This is a genomic window from Hyphomicrobium sp. DY-1 (genome assembly GCF_047497105.1).
Taxonomy (GTDB): Bacteria; Pseudomonadota; Alphaproteobacteria; order Rhizobiales; family Hyphomicrobiaceae; genus Hyphomicrobium_B.
On record NZ_CP134870.1, the window covers coordinates 3,401,459 to 3,422,467 of the forward strand.

Below are 21,009 nucleotides of genomic sequence, written 5' to 3' on the forward strand. Positions count from 1 at the left end.
CATGACATTGAACCTCGTCAAGCTGTGTGTCGGCGTTTCGACGATCGAAGATCTCGCGGCCTGGCAGACCGAGCACCGGCGGCGCAAGAGTCAGGACGGCGTCGATTGCGCCTATCACCGGACATTCCAAACGCCGAAGAGGCAGGCCGAGCTGCTCGACGGCGGTTCGATCTATTGGGTTATCCGCGGCATCATCATGGTTCGCCAGAAGCTCGTCGGTTTCGAAGAAGGAACGAAGGAGGACGGATCGGCATGCTGTACCTTGATGCTGGACCGGACGCTGGTTCCGGTGCGCCCCACGCCACGGCGCCCATTTCAAGGTTGGCGTTATCTTGATACTGCAGATGCTCCACCTGATCTTCGCAAAGGCAAGAAGGATCAGATTGCGGCGATGCCTGCCGAGATGCGCAAAAAGCTTGCCGATCTCGGATTGATTTGAACGCGGAACTTATTCGAGCGATCCATGTCCCGTCCTCCGTTTACGCCGACAATCGAAGCCTTGCCGAAGCTCGTGCCATTCGTCGGGCCGGAAGCGATGGAGCGTGCGCGCGGGCGGCCGTTCAAGGCGCGCCTCGGTGCGAATGAGAGCATTTTTGGGCCGTCGCCAAAGGCCATTGCCGTCATGCGCGAGGCGGCGGCAGGCAACTGGATGTATGCCGATCCCGAGAACTACGAATTACGTGCCGCCATTGCGGCGTATCACTGCGTCCCGATCGAGTCTGTCGTGGTCGGTGAGGGCATCGACGGGCTGCTTGGCCTGACATGTTCGCTGTTCCTGACGCCCGGCAGCAATGTCGTTACGACTGATGGTGCGTATCCGACGTTCAACTTTCATGTCAAAGCACATGGCGGCAACGTGCACGTTCTTCCCATGCGCGACTTTCGCGAAGATGTTCCGCGCCTGATCGAGACGGCGGCGGAGATCGCGGCGCCGCTGATTTATGTGTCCAATCCGAATAGTCCGATGGGAACATGGTGGACGGCGGATCAGATCGACGCGTTTATCAAGGAGTTGCCGCCACGGACGTTGCTCGTTCTTGATGAAGCTTATTGCGATACCGCGCCGATCGGAACAGCACCGGCCATCGATGTCTCCAATCCGCAGGTCGTGCGGTATCGGACGTTTTCGAAGGCGTACGGGCTTGCAGGTGCGCGGATCGGGTATGCCCTCGGTGAGCGCAGCACCATCGAAGCGTTCGACAAAGTGCGCAATCACTACGGTATCAATCGCGTCGGACAGCTTGGCGCGCGGGCTGCACTGCTCGATCAGGACTATCTCAGGACAGCGGTCTCGCGGATTGCTACGGCCCGGGAGCGGATCGCCGCGATCGCTATCGAAAATGGTTTGAGACCGCTGGCGTCGGCGGCGAGCTTCGTCGCCATCGACTGTGGCGGCGATGGCGCCTTCGCGACGCGCGTCTTGAACGGACTTCTGGAGCGAGACGTCTTCGTTCGCAAACCTGTCGCGAAGGGGCTCGATCCGTTCATCCGCGTTTCGTGCGGGCCAGACGAAGATCTCGATATTTTTGCAGGTGCCCTCGCTGATGTGCTCATGGGTGTGCACGCATAGGGACGAGCGCTGCCCTTAATCCTGGGGGACTGCGGATGACGGTGTCCATTGTTTTGCGACCTGCGCTTCGATGCCAAATATTAAATTGGATATAGCTGCATCGAAGACATCGTCGTCTTTCAAACGCGCGAATATGGGCAGCAGTTTTTTCGTTAACGGCAAACCACTTTGCTCTTCGACTTCGCGCAGCGCCTCGGCGCTAGGCTTTTGCAAAAGACCTCCGATCTCGCCGGCGCAAATGCCGAGAATTGCGGCGTAGGTGGCGAAGCTTAGGGCCGGAATTTCTGCTTCAGGGACGCCGGCATCGAGGAGGATTTGGTAACATTCCTCGGCCAATTGCAGATCGATCGGCCCACTGGTCCAAAATCTCAAAAGCAGGGGGAACGCATTTGGATATTGTCGCGCAAGTTTGCGATAGGCCTTTGCCGTTTCGATGAAGCGGGTTTGCCAGGGGAGTTCTCGTTCTGGTGCCTCGACACTGCCTTGAAGGCGGTCGGCGACGGCGCGTTCGAGACCTTCCTTGGAGCCGAAATGGTAGCTCAAGGTCGCGACGTCGCAGCCTACTGCACGCGCGGCGCAGCGAAGGCTGAAGCCCTCAAGACCAGCTCGCTCGATTTCTAAAAGCGCAGCTTGGACCAAATCGGCTGCGATGAGCCCTCTTTGCCCGCGGGTATGCCTTGTTTTCATCAGTGTTGAAATTGCCCCTTGCGAATGCGGTCGTCAAGCGCTATTCCAACACTGTTGAAATAACGAGGGACGAACATGGCGGTCATGGCTGAGCGCGAGTTCAACGAGCGCGAAAGGATGCTCAGTCTGGCTGCGGTCATCTCGACGTCTTTCGGCGTGGGGATTTCTTTCGGTATCGGCTTTCCGCTCACCGCGCTGACCTTCGAAGACTGGCACCAACCGAAATGGATGATCGGGCTGGCGGGCGCCGCGCCGGCACTTGCCGTGTTTATCGCTTTGCCCCTGCTTTCGCGATTGATGACGAAAGTCGGCGCAGTGCGTGCGATCGGAAGCGGTTGTGTCATTGGCTCGATCGGCTTCTTGGCACTCTATATGTTTCCATCGCCAAATGCGTGGGTCGTCATTCGACTGCTGATGAGCGCCGGATTTGCATTACCTTGGTTGGCAGGCGAGACCTGGATCAATGCGGTTGCCCGTGAAGATATGCGCGGGCGCGTTATCGCTGTCTACGCGATTGCCTTTTTCTCTGGCTACGCTGTTGGACCGATGTTGTTGCGCCAGCTCGGAATATCGGGATTAGCGCCGTTTGGTGCGGCAGCGGCCATTACCGTGCTTTCGGGAGTACCCATCGTGCTGGGTCGGCACTTGGCGCCTCCGCTGCATCATGACGGAACGCAGAGCTTCCTTTGGGCGATGCGGCTTGCCCCGGCGGCGATGATGGCTGCCTTTATGGGCGGCTTCGCCGAGATCACCAATCTTTCACTTATCCCCAACGTCGCGTTGGCGGCTGGCTGGTCGCAAGACGCCGCGCTCGGACTTCTGACAGTCATGACGATAGGCGGGATTTTGCTTCAATACCCGCTGGGGTGGCTATCCGATAAGATGTGTCGCATCAATTTGGTCATCTGCACCGGTTTCCTTTTCATATTGTTCTCTTTGATGCTGCCATGGGCGCTCGGAGATGCGGTCGCGTCGATGATCGTGATGTTTCTTATTGGTGGGATGATCCTGGGCTTTTATGCGCTGGGTCTCGCCATCGTCGGCGAGCGGATCGGTCCTGCGGATCTCGCGGCCGTCAACGCGGCCTTCATCGTGATGTATCAGGCCGGGGCGCTTGTGGGGCCGATCATTTCCGGGATCGCGATGACGGAGAAGCCGGTCCACGGCTTCGTCGCGACGGTTGTTGGTCTGACGGTTGTCTCTGGTGCACTGGTAGTCGTATTTGATCGATGGGAGCAGCGGCGAGCGCGATGAGCGACGCACCCGCGATCATGGTTAATTGTTTGTTTGCGTACTGACGCTATTCTCGCTCAAGCTTCACAATCATGCGTTTTTAGCGAGATTGCCCATGTTCGTGCGATCCGTCCTGTCGTTCTTTTCCGTGCTTGCCTTCGGCGTCATGGCCGCGGCGGCCTTTTTTGCGTTGACGCCTTGGCTGTCGGCCCATGTTCCCGACAGCGTGCGTTCGCTGACCGAAGGTCTGCAATTTGGATCTTTGGCCGTCGGTCTGGGTCTAGGATTGACGCTCGGCGCTATCGGCCGCTTCAACTGGTCGGATATCCCGCGCCGGATCGTGACATGGTTTTTGATCCGCGAGCAGAAGTTCTTCTACTATGCGCTCATCGCGATCTGCGCGGGCGTTCTGGTTTTCTATTGAGTTCAAAATGCAAAGAGGCGGCCCGACGGACCGCCTCTCGAAGCATTGAAATGTGGCTCGATCCTCAGACCGAGTAGTACATGTCGAACTCGACCGGATGCGGCGTCATCTCGTAACGCATATTCTCTTCCATGCGCAGCGCGATGTAGGCGTCGATCATGTCGTCGTTCATGACCCCGCCCGCTTTCAGGAAGTCGCGGTCCTTGTCGAGGCTGTCGAGCGCTTCGCGGAGCGAAGCCGATACTGTCGGGATCTTCGCCAGCTCAGCCGGCGGCAGATCGTAGAGGTTCTTGTCCATGGCGGGACCCGGATCGATCTTGTTCTGGATGCCGTCGAGGCCAGCCATCAGCATCGCCGTAAAGGCAAGGTAAGGATTGGCGCCGGGATCCGGGAAGCGGATTTCGATGCGCTTGGCCTTGGGGCTTGAAACGTGCGGAATGCGGCACGAAGCCGAACGGTTGCGGGCCGAATAGGCCAGCAACACAGGCGCCTCGAAGCCCGGCACCAAGCGCTTGTATGAGTTGGTCAGCGGATTGGTGAAAGCGTTGATCGCCTTCGCGTGCTTCAGGATACCGCCGATGTAGTTGAGGCACATCTGCGAGAGGTCGGCGTACTTGTCGCCGGCGAACATCGGCTGGCCGCCCTTCCAGATCGACTGGTGAACGTGCATGCCCGAGCCGTTGTCGCCGAAGACCGGCTTCGGCATGAACGTCGCCGTTTTGCCGTAGGCCTGGGCGACGTTGTGCACGACGTACTTATAGATCTGCATGTGATCGGCCATCGTGATCATCGGGCCGAACTTCACGCCGAGCTCATGCTGGGCAGCAGCGACTTCGTGGTGGTGCTTTTCGACGGTGACGCCCATTTCCGAAAGGACTGAGAGCATCTCGGAACGGATGTCTTGAGCGCTGTCGATCGGCGGGACCGGGAAATAGCCGCCCTTCACGCGCGGACGATGGCCGAGGTTGCCGGATTCAACAATCGTACCGGTGTTCGAGGGCAGCTCGCTGGAGTCGATCTGATAGCCCATCGAATACATGTCAGTGGTGAAGCGGACATCGTCGAAGATAAAGAATTCGGCTTCCGGCCCGAAATAGACTTTGTCGCCGATGCCGAGCGACATCATGTAGGCCTCGGCCTTCTTGGCGACCGAACGCGGGTCGCGCTCGTAGGGTTGGCCGGTCGAGGGTTCGAGAACGTCGCAGAAGATCGCGACGGTCGTCTGGGCGAAGAACGGGTCGACGTGGGCTGTTACCGGATCCGGCATCAGTGTCATGTCGGAGGCTTCGATCGATTTCCACCCGGCGATCGAAGACCCGTCGAAGGCGTAGCCGTCGGAGAAGACGGCTTCGTCAACGCAGCTGACGTCGGCCGTGACGTGCTGCATCTTGCCCTTGGTGTCCGTGAATCGGAAATCCACGAACTTGGCTTCCTTGTCCTTGATGAATTTCAGGACGTCATTTGCATTTTTCATAGACACTCCCATGCCTAGGCATTCCGTTAAAGTTCACGCGTGCCAAGTCATTTAGCCGGTTTAGGCCGGTTCAAGCGTGACAGTCTTTTTATAGTTCGTTTTATCGATCAAATGGCATCGCGACCGGATTCCCCGGTGCGGATGCGAATAGCGTCTTCGATGGACGAGATAAAGATCTTGCCGTCACCGATCCGGCCGGTCTTCGCGGCCTTTTGAATGGACTCGATGGCCTTTTCCAGCATGTCGTCGCTCAAGACGACTTCGATCTTCACTTTGGGCAGGAAGTCGACCACGTATTCCGCCCCTCGATACAGCTCGGTGTGACCCTTCTGCCGTCCGAAGCCCTTCGCCTCGATAACTGTGATGCCTTGCAAGCCGATTTCTTGTAGCGCTTCTTTTACTTCATCGAGCTTGAAGGGCTTTATAATCGCTTCAATCTTTTTCATTTTCGCCCCTTAGATCTTGGACAGCATGTCGGTCGTACCCCACGCTTGCCCAGCGGCCCGAAGGCTAGCAGAGGCCGTGCCACCTGCGACGTTCGCGAGAAACATTACATATGTCATTGGCTTAGCGTGTCGTGATGGCTTCTTAGATGGTCGGCCGCTGTTTAGTAAGCCTTAAATGCATGCCGGTTGCACATTTTTTATGCTGATTTTTCTCAACGACGGTGAGTGGCTTTTAGGCGCTGAATTTCCAGGCAGTCGCCGGAGGCGGAGCAACAGTAGGGGTTCAGGTAGCGGATATGAATGAATTGCTGACGACGTCGGAGGCGGGACTAGCCGACCGTCTGGCGGCCGAGGCCGGTGTCGCCACGATCAGCCTCATGGAGCGTGCAGGGCAGGCGGTGGCCGAGGCGGCGCTTGACATGGTCTGGGGTCCGGACCGGCGCGTGGCGGTGCTTTGCGGCCCGGGAAACAATGGCGGTGACGGGTTCGTTGCGGCCCGGCACCTACGTGACAAGGGTTGGGACGTCCGGCTTTTTCTGCTCGGGGACAGAGATGCGCTCAAAGGTGACGCGGCCGAGATGGCTCGGCGTTGGCCGCTCGTCGTTCACCCGGCAACCCCGGATGCCCTGCAAAGCATGCATCTGGTCATCGACGCCCTTTTTGGTGCGGGCCTGTCGAGGCCTCTTGAAGGGGAGGCGGCGGAACTCGTGCGCGCCGTCAACGCCAGCGGTCTGCCTGTCCTTTCCGTCGACGTACCGAGCGGGCTCGAAGGGACGAGCGGTGAGGTGCGCGGCGTTGCTGTTCAAGCGCGCCGGACTGTGACGTTCTTCCGCAAGAAGCCGGGGCATGTGCTGATGCCGGGGCGGCAGCTCTGCGGTGAGGTTATCGTCGCGGATATCGGCATTCCGGAGCGCGTGCTCGAAACGTTGAAGCCGAAGCTGCACGAGAACGGCCTGCCGCTTTGGGTCGATCATTTCAACTGGCCGAAGGATGGCGGCCATAAGTACGACCGTGGACATGCGGTCGTCGTCTCGGGACCGGCGTTGCAAACGGGAGCAGCGCGTCTTGGTGCGCGCGCGGCGCTGCGGGTCGGCGCTGGGCTCGTCACGCTCGTCGGCAACGCTGCCGCAACGGCAATCATCGCGACGCAGATCACCTCGATCATGGTGCGATCGGTTTCAGGCGCCACGGCTTTGTCGGAATTTCTTCGCGATACGCGTCGCAACGCGGCGTTGATCGGTCCAGGCGCGTCTGTTGGGCCAGAGACGGCAGATGACGTTTTGGCCGTGCTTCGATCATCGGCTTCAGTCGTGCTCGATGCGGACGCGCTGACCTCATTCTCGGATACAGGAGAAAAGCCGCGCAGCGAAGCCAGCATGGGATTTCTGGCACGGAACGGCGATAATCCGCATGGTCGTGAGACGCTGTTTGCCGCAATCAAGAAGCGGCCGGCGCCTGTCGCGATGACGCCGCATGAGGGTGAATTCAAGCGTTTGTTCGGAGAGCTACCTGGTTCGAAGATCGATCGCGCTCGCGAAGCGGCGAAGCTCTCAGGCGCGTTCATCATTCTGAAAGGCGCCGATACCGTCATCGCCGCGCCGGACGGTCGCGCCGCCGTCAATTCCAACGCGCCGCCTTGGCTCGCCACGGCCGGATCCGGTGACGTTCTCGGTGGCCTCGTGACGGGGCTTTTGGCACAGCACATGCCACCTTTCGAAGCCGCCTGTGCTGCCGTCTGGCTGCACGGAGAGGCAGCCAATGCGTTTGGCATGGGCTTGATCGCTGAGGACTTGCCCGACGTTCTGCCGAAGGTGCTGCAGCGATTGTTTACGGAGCGCGTCTGACCGGATCGGTTGCGTCAGGCGCTGGAACTCATGGCGGTTCGTCCGGCCTGCTTGAGCTGATCGTCGGCATGTAGGAATGCTTCGACTTCCGGCGTTGCGGGTGGGCTGACCTCCGAGACGCCGAGGAGGGACATCAGCCGGGAGATCTCGACGAACTTCTTTTCTTTGCGGTCGTAAAGGCCGCCTTTGAATAAGGCGCGCGTTGCGGGCTGTCCGTCGCGCGGGCCGCCATGGATGACGAAGACCTGCTCCATGACGACAAGCGCCGCGTCCCAGCAGAGAAGCCGCGTTTCGAGGCGGAATTTTTGAAAAGGCCGCAGCTCGCGTTGAAAGCGGATGGTGATCGCGCTGGCGATCGGGGTCCAACGATGGCGCAAAACCAGCCGCCAAAGGCCGGACCGGACGAGCACATCAAGGCGACCGAGATCCATCAGCGTCAGATAGCGGCCGTTGTTCATATGGATCGAAATATCGAGATCGTGCGGCCAGACGCGAAACCACAACTTGGATGTTTCGCTGGGCAGCGAGAGAGGTCCTCGGCGGCGTGCCGTCATTAGGACCCATATCAGTCTGAACCAAAGGTTCATGCGCCGGTTTTCCGAAATGTAGGCATTGAGACCTAAGCAGCCTTTACCTATACGTCAATTGCGCGGTCTGCCGCGATCTCATTTGGCGATTGCCCGTCGGCGGGCCACAATGGCACGATATCGCCTGTGCAATTATGAATCGCGAATCTGACGAACCAAAGAGGGTTTGGCTCGGCGCATGAAAAGCTTTCGGGCATTTCCGGTGTGGCTGCTCATGGCTTCGCCTCTGGCGGGGGCGCCTGCGCTCGCGGCTGATGCCATCACCGCGCCTTCGCCGGTCGAGGAAGGCGCGACGTTGCTCATTCGGGGCGACGCGGAGAAGGCTGTTGCAACTTATACGGCAGCGCTCAAGGACACGGGGCTGCCCAACGACCGGCGCGCGACGATTCTCAATGATCGCGCTGTCGCCAACGTGCGTCTTGGCGAGACCAAGGCGGCGCTTGAGGACTACAATCGCGCCGTTGAGCTTTTTCCCGAGTATCCGGTTGCATACAACAACCGAGGCAATCTTCTTCTGGCGCTCGGCCAGTTGAAAGAAGCGATGAAGGATTTCGATCGCGCTCTGCTTCTGGCGCCGAGCTTTGCCGCCGCCTATTCGAACCGCGGCAATGCGAAGATGAAGCTCGGCCAGTCGGCTGCAGCGCTGGCGGATTTCACCAAGGCGATCGAACTGATGCCCGCGAGCGCGCCGCCGCTATCGGGACGCGGACTTGCCTATCTCTCTGTCGGCAAGCCACACGCTGCCATTCGTGATTTTTCGCGCGCCGTCAGCGCCGATGCGCGTTTTGCGTCGGCCTATCGCAATCGGGCAGAGGCGCGCATGGCCGTTGGGCAACGTGACGATGCGATCGAAGATCTGTCCCGTGCCATCGCCTTCGATCCTAATAATGGCGAGCTTTATGTGGTGCGCGGATACGCTTATCTGATCAGCGGCAATCCGGCGTCGGCCATCAAGGATTTTTCGCGCGCCATCGAACTCGATCCCAAATCGAGCGCGGGATACGAAGGGCGCGGGCTTGCCAATGGTGTGGCGGAAGCCTTTGACGACGCGAATTCTGACCTCAATCGCGCGATCGAACTCGATCCGCGCTCGCCGGTGGCGTTCGCGTTCCGGGCGTACATCTATAAGCAGAACGGCCAGCCGGATATCGGCGCCAAGGACGTCGAGACGGCAATCAAACTCGATCCCAATTCGCCTGAAGCGCTGTGGGCGCGTGGCGAAATCGAAGAAGCCAATGGCCAGGCCGATACGGCCATTACGGATTTGCGCCACGCCTTGCAGCTTCGTCCGAGCTGGCAATTCGCGTCGGATGCGCTGCAGCGACTAGGTGCGGCGCCGGACGATGTCGAGGACAAGCCGGTGCCATCGCTGGATATCGATAAATGGCATGTCGTGCTGCACGGCAAAGATTATTTCGCAACCAGCGTCGACTATCCGCAAATACGCGTGCCGCTGGAGATGACAGGCGAAGGGCTGCCGAAGCTGTTGTCGTGGGAAGTGCAAAAGCCGCCTTACGCGGGTTACGGCATCCTGCGTTTTTCAGGCGGCACGGTTCACGGGAAAAACGGCCCGGAAGACACCGAGCTTGCCGCGATCATCTATATCGGCGGCGGCAAGGTTTTGGCAATCGAGCCGCATCGGCAGGGTCAGCGCGTCGCGTCGTGGACGTGGGATGGCGATCGTCTGCAGATCGCAAGCGTGGATGGAGTCACCGACGAATATCAACTTCATCCGGTGAATGTTGCGGTCGTCGGCAATCGCGATCAGACGTACGCAGACGGGGCGCGAGCGGAGCGGCAGCAGCGACGCTCCAAGCCGAAATCTTTCTTCCAGTTGCTCTTCGGGTTCTAATATTCAGCGCGTCGCCGCAATGACGGCGACGCAATCGGAATGCTGGTGATGACCGAGAGCGCGACGATCGTCTGGTTTCGCAATGATCTCCGGCTTCATGATCACCCCGCGTTGACCGCTGCGGTAAAGCGGGGTGGACCGGTCATTGCACTGTTCATTCTCGATGATGCGGCTGCGGGGCGTTGGAAGCTGGGGGGTGCATCGCGGTGGTGGCTGACGAAAAGTCTGGAAGCATTGAGCCACGACATTGCGCAGCGTGGCGCACGCCTGATTTTGCGTCGAGGCGATACGGAAAGTATTTTGAAACGTCTCGTCGATGAGAGCGGTGTAACGGCAATTTACGTCACTCGCAGTTATGAGCCCTGGGCCACGGGGATGGAGGAAAAGCTCCATAAGTCGTTCGGTGGATCGGGTGTGGTCTTCAAACGCTTCGGCGGTCGCTTGCTGAGGGAACCGGAAGATTTGCGCACATCGTCCGGCGCTGCATATCAGGTCTTCACGCCGTTCTGGCGCGCCTTCAGGAAAGAGTTTTCAGCGCCGAAAGCACTGGCGGCGCCACGTCATCTTGGCTCGGTGCCGGACGCGATTGCATCGGACGATATTTCCGACTGGAAGCTCGCGCCGACGAAACCGGATTGGTCGGGAGGTTTGGCTGAGGCGTGGCGGCCGGGCGAGCGTGGCGCGCAGTTGCGTCTAAAAAATTTCGTAAGCGAGGGTCTTGCAAATTACGATGACGGACGCGATCGGCTCTATGCGGAGGGGACGTCGCGACTTTCGCCGCATCTTGCATTCGGTGAAATTTCTCCGGCGGCGTGCTGGCGCGCAGCAGCGGAGGCATCGCATCAAACTCACGGCGGCGATGGCGCCGTCGAAACATTTCTCAAAGAGCTTGCATGGCGCGAGTTCAGTTACGCGCTGCTCTTTCAATTTCCGCAGATGCCGGATGAACCATTGCGCGATGAGTTTGCGGCGTTTCCCTGGGCGAAGTCGTCGGCTAACCTCAAGGAGTGGCAGCGCGGTTTAACGGGATATCCCGTCGTCGATGCCGGAATGCGCGAACTCTGGGCCACTGGATATATGCACAACCGCGCGCGCATGATTGCGGCCTCTTTTTTGACGAAGCATCTGCTTCTGCCGTGGACATCAGGCGAGGCGTGGTTCTGGGACACCCTCGTCGACGCCGATCTCGCAAACAACGCAGCGAATTGGCAGTGGGTTGCCGGTTGCGGTGCAGATGCCGCGCCTTACTTCCGTATTTTCAATCCTGTCTTGCAGGGCGAGAAATTCGATCCTGATGGCGACTATGTTCGCCGCTGGGTTCCGGAGCTTCAACGCTTACCGTCTGCCGATATTCACAAGCCATGGGCGGCCGATGCGACGACGCTGAAACGCGCGGGAGTCGTTATCGGGAAAAATTATCCGTTTCCGATCGTGGACCATAAAGAGGCGCGCGCTCGCGCGCTGACGGCGTATGACCGCGTGAAATCGGGCAAGCGAGGTTGAAAATACGAGGCGACTTCCGACATTTAACGTCGTTGCACATGAATCCTTGAAGAGAAGCTTTGCAGGTGCGTGATTTTGAAATGCTCACGACGAACCTCGAAACCGTTTCGTAAGCTAGATGAGCCGCAGTCCTGTACGGGGGGCGATTTATTGGTAATTCCCATTAACGTTGGGGCGTTTTCGCCGTACTATGCGGGCAATAAGCGTATTGCGTAGGGAGCTATCATGTTGCGTAGGATGATGTTGGCGGCAATTTTGTTTGCCGCTCCGTCGGTTGCGGCTATGGCCGAGCCGAGCGAAGCACCGGCGAACGGGGCATCGACGACCACCGAGACGCAGTCGGGCACGACGACATACTTTGGCAAGGCCGAAGGAGCGAAAGAGCCTGTGACCGTCGAGGCGAAGAAGGAGCCGGTCGCCAAGCCGCGGCCGCTTCCGCCGACACTCACCGCATCCATTGATCTTTCTCGGCAGACGATGAGCGTTTCGGTCAATGGCGAGCTGCGCTATCGCTGGCGTATCTCTTCCGGGACACAGCAGTATGCGACGCCGACGGGTAACTTCTACCCGCAATGGACGTCGCGAATGTGGTATTCGAAGAAATACGACAATGCGCCCATGCCGAACGCTGTTTTTATCAATGGCGGCGTTGCCGTTCATGGAACATATCATATGGCTGCGCTCGGCCGTCCGGCGTCGCACGGCTGCATTCGCTTAGCGCCGTCGAATGCCAAAATTTTCTACGATCTTGTTCAGCGCCACGGAATGATGCGCACGCGCGTCAGCGTGCATGGACGCCCGAATTGGGGTGATAGCGCTGTCGCGCGTCGCGACTCGCGCGATGACGATGATTACGCGAGCAATGGCGGCAGCTCGTTCTGGGGAAACATCTTTGGCGGTCCGCAGTCGGCCAAGGCGAACGGCAAGAAAACACGCTATGTCTATATCGATGGCGTTCGCACGAAGGTCTACCAAGCGAAGGACGGCACGTATTACTACAAGAGGCCGAAAGGGAAGAAGTATTCGGGCTACGCCTACGGCGCAAACTGATACGTCAACCTGTTCCATAATTGAAAAGGCCCGCGATTTTCGGGCCTTTTTTGTTGCCGGCGATCAGAACGGGTTCCAAGTCGGCTGTTCGGTGAACCGGAGGTAGCCTATATTGGCGCCCAGACGCATGCCAACTCCTGATCGAATTGGTGCCATGATAACGGGGCCGCCCTTCAGCAAGGTCACGCCGACCCCGCCGACAAAATATGCAGATCCGTCGATGCCTGTGAAATTGCGATAGATATCGTTCGCATTATCCATGCGGTAGATGAGGAAAAGTGTGCGCGAGCCAGAGGCGCCTAAATCGGTGCCCACCGAAGGCCCGTGCCAATAAACTTCCCGCGTTCCAGGCTGGGAACGCATAAACAAAGTGCCTTTGCCGAAGCGAAGACCTGCGAGAAACGCGCCGCCGCCTTCGACGCCGAGGACGTAGGCCGTCGGGCGTCCCGACTGTTTGAAGGCATGCTCGATGACGGCTGCCAAGTTTGTCGAAATCGATCCGAAGAACCCGCGCGTGACGTCGCGGATTTCTTCGATCGAATAGCCTTCCTCTTCCGGTGGCGGTAGATTGGGAATGGGGGGCGGCTCTCGCATTGCAACAGCCGGCGGCGGCGCAGCCTCATCCGGGTGTGTGCGCGTGGCCCAGCCTTGAGATGGGTGTGGCGTGGCTTTGGTGGCCGGCTTCTTGGCCGCCACAACGGCAGGCGGGGACGGTTTCTTTGCGGCGGATGCCGCCGGCGGCGTTGCGGGAGAGGGCGCTGGAACGGGAGGGGCGGCCTGCGCTGTCGCCGGTGGCGGAGCGTTGCGCTTTGCTGCGGCGATCTTCTCATCGAGGCGCTTCAGCATATAATCCGATTTCGCCTTGATGACGGTATTGAGTTCGGCCGCCGCCATTTTCAGTTCTTCGAGCTTGGCGCAGTCGGGTTCTTCGCCGTCGGGTATGCGGCCGAGAGAGTCTACGGTAAGCAGCAGCTGGCTGCTCTTCTTGTCGAATTCTTCGAGCTTCGGGTCGTCGATGGCGTTGAGAGCCAGATCCTCGTCATCGGTGTCGGGCAACTGCAACGCCTGCTTATAGCGTTTGAGGCGCTCCTGCAGCTTGGGTTGCACTTCGAGCGTCAAAGTTCGCAGACTTGCGCCCGACTGATCGACGGCTGCAGCGAAGTCATTTGCCGTGCAGGTTGCGGCCACTGCGCGCGGCGCGGTTGTCAGCAATGCCGCCATCATGGCAATGAATGCAAGCGTCGATCGCATGGCTTTGCAGCTCCAATATCAGTCGCCAGTGCCGGGCGATCGTCGGTCTTGCGCAAACGAGCAGAAGCCTTTGTTACGGTCGTGACGCGGATTTTGCGGCAATGCGCGCCATGAACCGGGCGGTGTCAACGATAATCCGAGTGTGCGTTCCCGATCCTATTCGATCAATGCCATCGGTTGCCGAAACGTCGAACGTGATTTTTCGGCCATCGATAGATTTGACCGTTGCGGTCGCGGTTACCGTATAGCCAATCGGCGTCGGCGAAGTGTGTGTCACATCCAGGTGCACGCCGAGGCTTTCGTGGCCTTGCGGCAGGAAACCATCAAGGCAGTCGACCGCTGCCGCTTCGATCGCGGCGATCAGCATCGGGCTCGCGAAGACAGGCACATTTCCACTTCCGACACGCGTTGCGAGGCGCTCATCAGTGACAAGCATGCTTGCCGTACCGCTTAGTCCAGCGCGCAACTGCGAAAGATCGGCCATCCGTTACGCTCCTTCTCGTCTGGAACGGCCATTAAGGGGCGTCGCTCGAATGATCAATAGGATTGGTGCAACTCGTAAACAGGGCTAGCATTAACCAGCTTTTCGGAACGCGCTGCCCAAAGACGCAGGAGCACGTCTAGCTGATTATGACGTTCGACTCCGTAGAGTCATTCAGACGATATTCAGGATGGCTGCGTGCTGCTTCGCTTTCGCTCGTTCATGATCGCGTTTTCAATTGTTCTCGCTCTTGCGCCGTTTTCAGGAATTGCGGCGGCGGCGCTTTTGGCCTCGACGCTCGGCTGCGAGATCAATGATGCTGCGATGGAACCCTGCACAGCGTATGGCATTGACTTTGGTCCGCTGCTCACGGATCTGTTGCTGACCGCGAGCCTAGGGCAGATCGCATTCCTGATCCTGACGGCCGTGCTGATCGTCTGGGCCGTAGTCGAAGTCTTCGCCCTGCTGGCACGGACGTGGCAGCGGGAACGCGGCGCGGCGGTTAGGCGCTAGGGATGGGTGATTTCGAACAGGCCAGGGAAGGCTGATCCCGATGGGCCGATTTCGGAAACCGCAGCGGCGCAGCTTTCGTCGATGACCAGCTTGCATTGGTTCGAGGGATCATCTTGGGCGCAGTGCTTGGCACGCATCCAGGCGTCGTAAATCTTCTTTTCCTGGGCGTTGAAAACATCGAGTTCGGGGCCCTTGTAAACCGACGGAAGAACGGCCGCTTTGTCCGTCAGCTTGCCGCCGGGGCAGGTTTCAGATGCGCCTCGGGCCTGGGCATAGCGGGAACCGATGTCGTAAGGCGTCAGATTGGTGGCGGCGATGGCGGTGCGCGTGGCCGTCAGAAGATCCTTGGGCGGATCAGCTGCCGTGGCAGCGTTATCGTCGGCCAGCAGTCCGGCCAGAGCCAGAAAGGGCAGCATAGAAAGGCTTTTTGGCCGCCTCAAGCCCATCGGGGTACTCCTAGGTTGTGTTGATTGCTTCAGCAACTTATCGTCCGAATTGCAGCGCGTGCTGATGGTGCCGGATGTAAGTCTACGCTGGCAACGATGCGAAGAATGCCATCAAATGCATATACTTTTTTGTAAGTCGAAGCGATTTGCATTTCAGCAAATCCATCAACCTCATATACCCTATCTTCGCAATTGGCGATCGAAGGCGCTATCCTGTCTTTGAGCTTGCCGGCTGGCGGCGATATCATCGTATTATGGGTTGAGCTTGCCCGTGCGCCGTCCCTAGGAGAGAGACATCACATGACCTCACGCATTGCTTTATATGCGGCTGCGTTTGCCGCTCTCGCTGTCACCGGCGCCAGCCCAAGCTTCGCTCTTTCGACCAAGGAATGCAGCGTGAAATATCAGGCTGCGAAGTCCGCTGGAACGTTGAACGGACAAACCTGGGCGGAATTCCGCAAAACGGAATGCGCTGGAGCTGCGACGACGACGGAAGAAAAGCCGGCCGCAAAAGTCGAGACGACGAAAGCTGCTTCCGGCGCCATTTTCCCGAAGGCGGTCGATACGAAGTATGCCAAGGAGAGCGCGGGCCGTGCTCGGATGCATACGTGCCTCGATCAGTACAAGGCCAACAAGGCGAACGGCGGCAACGGCGGCCTCAAGTGGATTCAAAAGGGCGGCGGTTACTACAGCCAGTGCAATGCGGCCCTGAAGAAGTAACTTTGCCTGATCTGCTGCAGACCTGACAACGGCGAGATTTTCATCTCGCCGTTTTTCGTTTCGGAGAGCCCCGTCTCAGCGTTTCATTTCGCGCTCGCGCTGCCACGACAGAAACAGCACCGTTACGAGCGACGTCAGCAGCATGGTGCCGAGAATAGCGGGCTGGCGCATGAAGGACTGCCAGACGTTGAAGCCTTCAATCCATCCGCCGCGGTTCGTCAGGACGTTATTGAGAACGAGAACCACGAACGCGACGAGCGACGTCAAGGCGGTGGCGATAACGGCTTCGACCAGCCGTTTGGTTAGCCGTGGTACGGATATGGAATTGCGGCCAATAGCGAGTTGCGTCCGGTCCGACATGGTTTGCTCCCGTATTGATTAGGCGAAGGGGCACGGCGATCGCCACGGAGCCCCGGATTTATTCTCCCTTTCTATCAGATTCGCATCGGCAACGTGGCAGGGGCGAGGCGTTCGCGCATCGTTGGCTTATCAACGAAACGAGGTTTTCTAATGCCCGATCCTCGAAGCAAGTTGATCACTATGTTCGCAGCTTCGGCAACATCGTTCAGTAAAGCCGGATTATAATGAGGGACGTCGCTCATGCTGCGGCTAGCGACGAACAGGACCGGCGGATTTAGTGCGCGGTTCCAGATCGGAGAGCGTTCATGCTTCGCTTCTTACATCTGCTGGCTAGCGCTTTGCTGGTGGCAATCGTCGGTATGTCGGGTGCCGCGACCGCGGCGCCTGGCGGGTTAGGTACGGTCGTGTTTGGCAAGCCTAGCGCTCTTGTCCTTACGCACGGCGGAGGTGGCGGCCACTGGGGCGGTGGCGGCGGAGGTCACTGGGGCGGAGGTGGCGGCCATTGGGGGGGAGGCGGTCATTGGGGTGGTGGAGGCCACTGGGGCGGCGGCGGCCGCCACTGGCACGGTGGATACTGGCGCGGTAGGGGCTGGGGTTACGGCTTCTACGGCGGGTATCCCTACTATGGCGGCTATTACCCGTATTATGACGACTATTATTACGATGATTACTACTATCCGGATTATCCGACCTGCTACTACAGCCGCAGGTATCGCGCGCGCATCTGTCCAGGTTATTGATACTTCAGGCCGTGGTGCCCAAATTGTCCGAATGAGTCGGCGGCTTAACTGCCGACCGCAGGAGCATTTAGAAGTTACATGAAACCGCTTGCGCGTGCTGTTCTTATCGCTCTGTCGCCATTGGCATTCGTCGCCACCGAGGCGAAAGCGCAATCGATCTTCGATGTCGAACATGCGCGCGCCATGTACCGTGCCGGAGTCGCCAGCCGGTACGATATGGAGCAGTTGAGACGCTACGGTGCGCCCAGCGGCTTTTACCCACAGTACGGGCCGCCGCCGCCCCGCCGGATTGATCTGCGCCGGCTCTGGTTACGAGAACGCTATCGCGATCGCTATTACGACTGAGCGGTGGTCTTGAAGGGCGGCCGCAGTTGGCCGATATATGCGGCATGGATAAAAAATCGATGCCCGCCGACGAGGCCGAGTGGCGGAAACTCTTGACGCCGGAGCAATATCGGATCTTGCGTGAAAAGGGCACTGAACCGCCCTTCACCGGTGAGTACCTGCATTCCGAGAGCGATGGAACGTTCACCTGCGCGGCTTGCGGCAATCCGCTATTTTCCTCCGATGCCAAGTTCGATTCCGGTTCAGGCTGGCCTTCGTTTGATGAGGCGCTGCCGGGCGCTATCGAATATCACACCGATACATCTCACGGGATGGTGCGCACCGAGATCACATGTGCGCGGTGCGGATCGCACCTTGGTCACGTTTTCGATGACGGTCCGACGGATAGCGGCAAGCGCTATTGCATCAATTCGGTTTGCCTCAATCTCGATGAAGAGGCACCCAAGCCCGAAAGTAAGTAGTGAGCCTTTTTTAAGACGACTCGCGTGCTAGACAGGCTGTCAGGACTTGCCGTCCGGCGTCACGCGCTTCTGAAAAGCCATCGCGGCAGCGGGAGCGCGTATCTTTCCCTCGTGAATGAAATAGACAAACACGTCGCGTGGCGTTTTCGGAGCCTTATCCTTTGGCGCCATGACCGGCAGGTCGTCGGGTGTGCCACCGTCGGCCCATATTTTTGCGCGGGCCGCCCACTGATCGAGAGCTTTCGGCTTATAGGCGGTGGGCACCGTGTCTTGTCCCGTCTGAAGCCGCGCATAAACGAAGTCGGCCGTCACGTCGGCGATGGCCGGATAAATCGCGTGATCGGCGAAGACGATGCCGACCGCATGCTCGCGGGTCAAGGTAACGAACGACGGCGTGCAAAACGATGCATGCCGCACTTCGACGGCGTGCTTTAGTGGTCGCTTGCCGACTTTTTTCGGTAAAAGCTCGAGGAAGGCGCCGAAGTCGCTTTCATCGAATTTTTTTGTCGGCGCAAACTGCCAAAGGAGCGGCCCGAGCTTATCTCCCAGCTCGGCGACGCCAGAATCGATGAAACGAGAAACCGAATCTCCAGCTTCCGCAAGAATGCGCCGGTTCGTGGCGTAACGCGGACCCTTCAATGTGAAAATGAAGTCGGGTGGCGTCGCCTTTGCCCAGCTTGCGAACGTCGAGGGTTTTTGCGTCCGATAGTATGTGCCGTTCACTTCAATGGTGGCGAGATGGCGGCTGGCGTATTCCAGTTCTTTCGCGTGCGCCAAGCCTTCGGGATAGAAAACGCCGCGCCAGGGCTCGAATGTCCAGCCTCCGATACCGGCCCGGATCGTGCCGTTGCGGGCTGTTTCGGCTTTGCGCGCCATGGCAGGTCTTCCATATATCGAGGACGGAATCGCCGTGTTCAGCGAATCGCCATAATTCTGGGCAAGTTCTTGTTTTTCCCGCGACCTCGGGGCGCATGCACGGATAATCGCGGGCACGGCATCTCGGCGTTTTTTCGCCGATCATTTATCATTGGTGACAGCGCTTGGGGCAAGCGTTGTAATCTTGCGCCGTTGGGATCAGCATTAGGCACATGACTGCCGAGAACGTGGGGCAAACGGCCGGTCTTTCCATTGCGGGCTTCGTACCTTGGGGTGCGGGCGCGTCGAAGCGTGAGCGGAATTTTTATATTGCGCTGGGCGTTGCGCTTCTGCTGCACGCTTCGTTTTTGATCAGCGCGGTTAGCAGCGGAGGCGCCAAGCGTCTTGGCGCTGAAAATGGAGCTGATGACGCGATCAGCGTTTCTCTGGTCACCGAGCAAGATCTCAAGAGCCGGGCGACGGTCGCGGACGAAGTTTCGCCGCCGCCGGGGCCGATTGCGCCGACGCAGCAGGAGCAGAAGGCCAAGCCTGAGCCTCAGCAGCCGCCGGAGAAGCAACAACAACCGACACCGCCTCAGCAGGAGCAGGCTAAGCAAGAGCCGCAGCCACCCGAACCGCAGCAGCCTCCGCCGGAGCCGCAGGCTCAAGATACGCCGCAGCCGCCGGATCAGCCGCAACCGGACGTTCCTCAGGATACGGACCCGGCCAAGCCAGACCAGGTCGCCAAGCAGGACGATACGAGCCCGGATAGCCAGCCGCCGGACCTCTTCTCGCTCGACGATCAGGATCCGTCGAAACTGCAAAGCGCGAACGAGCCGAAGCCGAAACCGCAACCCAAAGAAGATACGAAGCGCGCCAACAAGAAGCCGAGTACGAGTAAGGCAGCGAAAAAGTCTTCTTCGAAGGCTCAGAAGAAGGTGGCTGCGCTCGATTTATCGACGCAGGCCCTGGCTCCGAGTTTTAGCGGCGGCGGTGGCGCGGCTGCATTCCAGCGCCCTCCGGGCATCACGCGCTCGGGCCTCAACGATGCTTTCGCGAGGGCGGTGATCAGGGCGCTTCAGCAGACCATGCCGCAGCTCTCGAATACGCTCGGCCGTGTGACCGTTCGAATTTTTCTGTCCGACAGCGGCAACGTGATTTTCGTAAAAATGCTCGCTGGATCCAAGGATCCATCGCTTAATCAGGATGTGGTCTTTGCAGCCAAGCAGACGAGCTATCCTATTCCGCCGGCGGGCTCTAATGAGGCCGACCGCACCTTCATCGTGACTTACATCTACGATTGAGGTCGCCGAACTCGACTTCGCGACAGACCTGCGGAATTTGTCCGCTGCCTTGGTATTACGCGAAATCAGGCAGGCAGCGTCGCGGCAAGCAGCTCTTCGGCGTGCGTAGCCGATGAAATGACAAGTCCGACGACCGTCAGGATGAGGAGAGCTAAGAGGAAGGTCACGTCGGTCTTCTCGCTCATGATCGCTCCAACAGGTTGTTGCGATGGCAGACAAACTGCCAATCGTGCGGTCCTGGGCGATCCCGAAGAAGTTTCTTATGACGTTGTCAACAGGCTAAGTTCGACTCAGGCTCGGCCACAATAGCCAAAGTGAAGCAGCGTCACCGACACCCGCTGAGAGTGGCCGTGACGCTGCAGAGCTTTTTTTCGTTACGTGTTTCGGAGGAGGGGACGGACACTTATTGCTGCTGCACGGCATCGGAAGCCGTATTCGTGCCTCCGAGCTTCATTGGCGCATATTCCGGCGTTTCCCTGCGGCAAGCGCCGAGCGCGAGAGCGGCGATGCATATTCCAAGCGCGACGACTTTCATGATCATCTCCCGTGGTCGATTGCGATTGTCTGGATACGCATGTGAACGCGGGAGCAACGCCGGAAACGTCGAGCTTGTTCCGTGTTGGGCTTGACGCGGATGGTGCAAAAAAGCCTCGCGAATCTCAGCCCGTCCGGAAGCCGCTTTGACCGGCATGATTTGAAACGGGCAAATCTTAATGTTCAGGCAAGCATGCTTTCAAATTTAATTGGGATTCTCACAAAGTATGATCGTGCACCTTAAGCGACGCGCTAAGGCTGCTAATTGGCTGTTTGGTAAAGTGCTGATCTGCTTTGGATATTTTTTGCGTGCCGAGTTGCCCGCGGTC

The 21,009-nt window shown here is 58.9% G+C and carries 24 protein-coding genes; 14 read left to right on the forward strand and 10 right to left on the reverse strand.

Translation table 11 applies throughout. From position 1 onward, the window contains the following. The first annotated feature begins 1 nt into the window (after position 1). Positions 2–439 carry a DUF1489 family protein gene (locus RLW41_RS16430; RefSeq protein WP_414462158.1) on the forward strand — a complete coding sequence of 146 codons (438 nt, stop codon included), beginning with the start codon at positions 2–4 and terminating at the stop codon, positions 437–439. 24 nt (positions 440–463) lie between these two features. Beyond that, positions 464–1,570 (forward strand): pyridoxal phosphate-dependent aminotransferase, encoded by a 1,107-nt coding sequence (locus RLW41_RS16435; protein WP_414462159.1) that lies wholly within the window; start codon positions 464–466, stop codon positions 1,568–1,570. Positions 1,571–1,585: 15 nt separating this feature from the next. Here the strand turns inward: RLW41_RS16435 and RLW41_RS16440 are convergent, their stop codons facing one another. Further along, on the reverse strand, positions 1,586–2,257 hold the full coding sequence (locus tag RLW41_RS16440; protein ID WP_409562789.1) for a TetR/AcrR family transcriptional regulator: 672 nt from the start codon (positions 2,255–2,257) through the stop codon (positions 1,586–1,588). A 75-nt stretch (positions 2,258–2,332) separates the two neighbouring features. On the opposite strand from RLW41_RS16440, the gene RLW41_RS16445 reads away from it, so the two are divergent. Further along, positions 2,333–3,511 (forward strand): MFS transporter, encoded by a 1,179-nt coding sequence (locus RLW41_RS16445; RefSeq protein WP_414462160.1) that lies wholly within the window; start codon positions 2,333–2,335, stop codon positions 3,509–3,511. A gap of 94 nt (positions 3,512–3,605) precedes the next feature. Beyond that, a complete protein-coding gene (locus RLW41_RS16450) occupies positions 3,606–3,914 on the forward strand; it encodes a hypothetical protein (protein ID WP_013946927.1) in 309 nt (102 codons plus the stop codon). Between the two features lie 64 nt (positions 3,915–3,978). Here the strand turns inward: RLW41_RS16450 and glnA are convergent, their stop codons facing one another. Then, positions 3,979–5,388 carry a type I glutamate--ammonia ligase gene (glnA, locus tag RLW41_RS16455; RefSeq protein ID WP_409562791.1) on the reverse strand — a complete coding sequence of 470 codons (1,410 nt, stop codon included), beginning with the start codon at positions 5,386–5,388 and terminating at the stop codon, positions 3,979–3,981. Positions 5,389–5,495: 107 nt separating this feature from the next. Continuing rightward, the gene (locus tag RLW41_RS16460; RefSeq protein WP_013946929.1) at positions 5,496–5,834 is read right to left on the reverse strand and encodes a P-II family nitrogen regulator; all 339 of its coding nucleotides are present in this window, start codon (positions 5,832–5,834) and stop codon (positions 5,496–5,498) included. A 296-nt stretch (positions 5,835–6,130) separates the two neighbouring features. Here RLW41_RS16460 and RLW41_RS16465 point away from each other — a divergent pair, with 296 nt between their 5' ends. Then, positions 6,131–7,678: an NAD(P)H-hydrate dehydratase gene (locus tag RLW41_RS16465; protein WP_414462161.1), complete on the forward strand. Its 1,548-nt coding sequence runs from the start codon at positions 6,131–6,133 to the stop codon at positions 7,676–7,678. 14 nt (positions 7,679–7,692) lie between these two features. Here the strand turns inward: RLW41_RS16465 and RLW41_RS16470 are convergent, their stop codons facing one another. Then, positions 7,693–8,265, reverse strand: a complete 573-nt coding sequence (locus RLW41_RS16470; protein ID WP_013946932.1) for a thioesterase family protein — start codon at positions 8,263–8,265, stop codon at positions 7,693–7,695. Positions 8,266–8,443: 178 nt separating this feature from the next. Between RLW41_RS16470 and RLW41_RS16475 the strand changes: the two genes are divergently transcribed. The 3 genes from RLW41_RS16475 (at position 8,444) to RLW41_RS16485 (ending at position 12,670) form a co-directional block, all read left to right on the forward strand. Next, on the forward strand, positions 8,444–10,117 hold the full coding sequence (locus RLW41_RS16475) for a tetratricopeptide repeat protein (protein WP_414462162.1): 1,674 nt from the start codon (positions 8,444–8,446) through the stop codon (positions 10,115–10,117). Between the two features lie 48 nt (positions 10,118–10,165). Beyond that, a complete protein-coding gene (locus tag RLW41_RS16480) occupies positions 10,166–11,620 on the forward strand; it encodes a cryptochrome/photolyase family protein (protein ID WP_414462163.1) in 1,455 nt (484 codons plus the stop codon). A 225-nt stretch (positions 11,621–11,845) separates the two neighbouring features. Next, positions 11,846–12,670, forward strand: coding sequence for a L,D-transpeptidase (locus tag RLW41_RS16485; RefSeq protein WP_414462164.1), 825 nt, complete (start codon positions 11,846–11,848; stop codon positions 12,668–12,670). A gap of 63 nt (positions 12,671–12,733) precedes the next feature. Here the strand turns inward: RLW41_RS16485 and RLW41_RS16490 are convergent, their stop codons facing one another. Then, the gene (locus RLW41_RS16490; RefSeq protein ID WP_414462165.1) at positions 12,734–13,921 is read right to left on the reverse strand and encodes a DUF1134 domain-containing protein; all 1,188 of its coding nucleotides are present in this window, start codon (positions 13,919–13,921) and stop codon (positions 12,734–12,736) included. Between the two features lie 73 nt (positions 13,922–13,994). After that, positions 13,995–14,405, reverse strand: a complete 411-nt coding sequence (locus RLW41_RS16495) for a thioesterase family protein (RefSeq protein WP_409562798.1) — start codon at positions 14,403–14,405, stop codon at positions 13,995–13,997. A gap of 195 nt (positions 14,406–14,600) precedes the next feature. On the opposite strand from RLW41_RS16495, the gene RLW41_RS16500 reads away from it, so the two are divergent. Further along, positions 14,601–14,915 (forward strand): hypothetical protein, encoded by a 315-nt coding sequence (locus tag RLW41_RS16500; protein WP_414462166.1) that lies wholly within the window; start codon positions 14,601–14,603, stop codon positions 14,913–14,915. Here the strand turns inward: RLW41_RS16500 and RLW41_RS16505 are convergent. Continuing rightward, positions 14,912–15,331: a hypothetical protein gene (locus RLW41_RS16505; RefSeq protein WP_409562800.1), complete on the reverse strand. Its 420-nt coding sequence runs from the start codon at positions 15,329–15,331 to the stop codon at positions 14,912–14,914. The two genes, RLW41_RS16500 and RLW41_RS16505, sit on opposite strands and share 4 nt — an antisense overlap. Positions 15,332–15,661: 330 nt before the next feature. Between RLW41_RS16505 and RLW41_RS16510 the strand changes: the two genes are divergently transcribed. Further along, complete coding sequence (locus tag RLW41_RS16510; protein ID WP_409562801.1) at positions 15,662–16,081, forward strand: hypothetical protein; 420 nt, start codon at positions 15,662–15,664, stop codon at positions 16,079–16,081. A gap of 75 nt (positions 16,082–16,156) precedes the next feature. Here the strand turns inward: RLW41_RS16510 and RLW41_RS16515 are convergent, their stop codons facing one another. Beyond that, positions 16,157–16,441, reverse strand: a complete 285-nt coding sequence (locus tag RLW41_RS16515; protein ID WP_013946941.1) for a hypothetical protein — start codon at positions 16,439–16,441, stop codon at positions 16,157–16,159. Positions 16,442–16,746: 305 nt separating this feature from the next. On the opposite strand from RLW41_RS16515, the gene RLW41_RS16520 reads away from it, so the two are divergent. The 3 genes from RLW41_RS16520 (at position 16,747) to msrB (ending at position 17,987) form a co-directional block, all read left to right on the forward strand. Continuing rightward, a complete protein-coding gene (locus tag RLW41_RS16520; protein ID WP_414462167.1) occupies positions 16,747–17,181 on the forward strand; it encodes a hypothetical protein in 435 nt (144 codons plus the stop codon). Between the two features lie 78 nt (positions 17,182–17,259). Then, positions 17,260–17,526, forward strand: a complete 267-nt coding sequence (locus tag RLW41_RS16525) for a hypothetical protein (RefSeq protein ID WP_409562803.1) — start codon at positions 17,260–17,262, stop codon at positions 17,524–17,526. Between the two features lie 44 nt (positions 17,527–17,570). After that, positions 17,571–17,987, forward strand: coding sequence for a peptide-methionine (R)-S-oxide reductase MsrB (msrB, locus tag RLW41_RS16530; protein ID WP_024275596.1), 417 nt, complete (start codon positions 17,571–17,573; stop codon positions 17,985–17,987). A gap of 39 nt (positions 17,988–18,026) precedes the next feature. Here msrB and RLW41_RS16535 read toward each other — a convergent pair whose 3' ends face one another. Next, positions 18,027–18,863, reverse strand: a complete 837-nt coding sequence (locus RLW41_RS16535) for a DUF72 domain-containing protein (RefSeq protein ID WP_414462168.1) — start codon at positions 18,861–18,863, stop codon at positions 18,027–18,029. Positions 18,864–19,075: 212 nt separating this feature from the next. On the opposite strand from RLW41_RS16535, the gene RLW41_RS16540 reads away from it, so the two are divergent. Then, positions 19,076–20,146, forward strand: a complete 1,071-nt coding sequence (locus RLW41_RS16540; protein WP_414462169.1) for an energy transducer TonB — start codon at positions 19,076–19,078, stop codon at positions 20,144–20,146. Between the two features lie 403 nt (positions 20,147–20,549). Here RLW41_RS16540 and RLW41_RS16545 read toward each other — a convergent pair whose 3' ends face one another. Then, positions 20,550–20,681 carry a hypothetical protein gene (locus tag RLW41_RS16545; RefSeq protein ID WP_409562806.1) on the reverse strand — a complete coding sequence of 44 codons (132 nt, stop codon included), beginning with the start codon at positions 20,679–20,681 and terminating at the stop codon, positions 20,550–20,552. Positions 20,682–21,009: the final 328 nt, after the last annotated feature.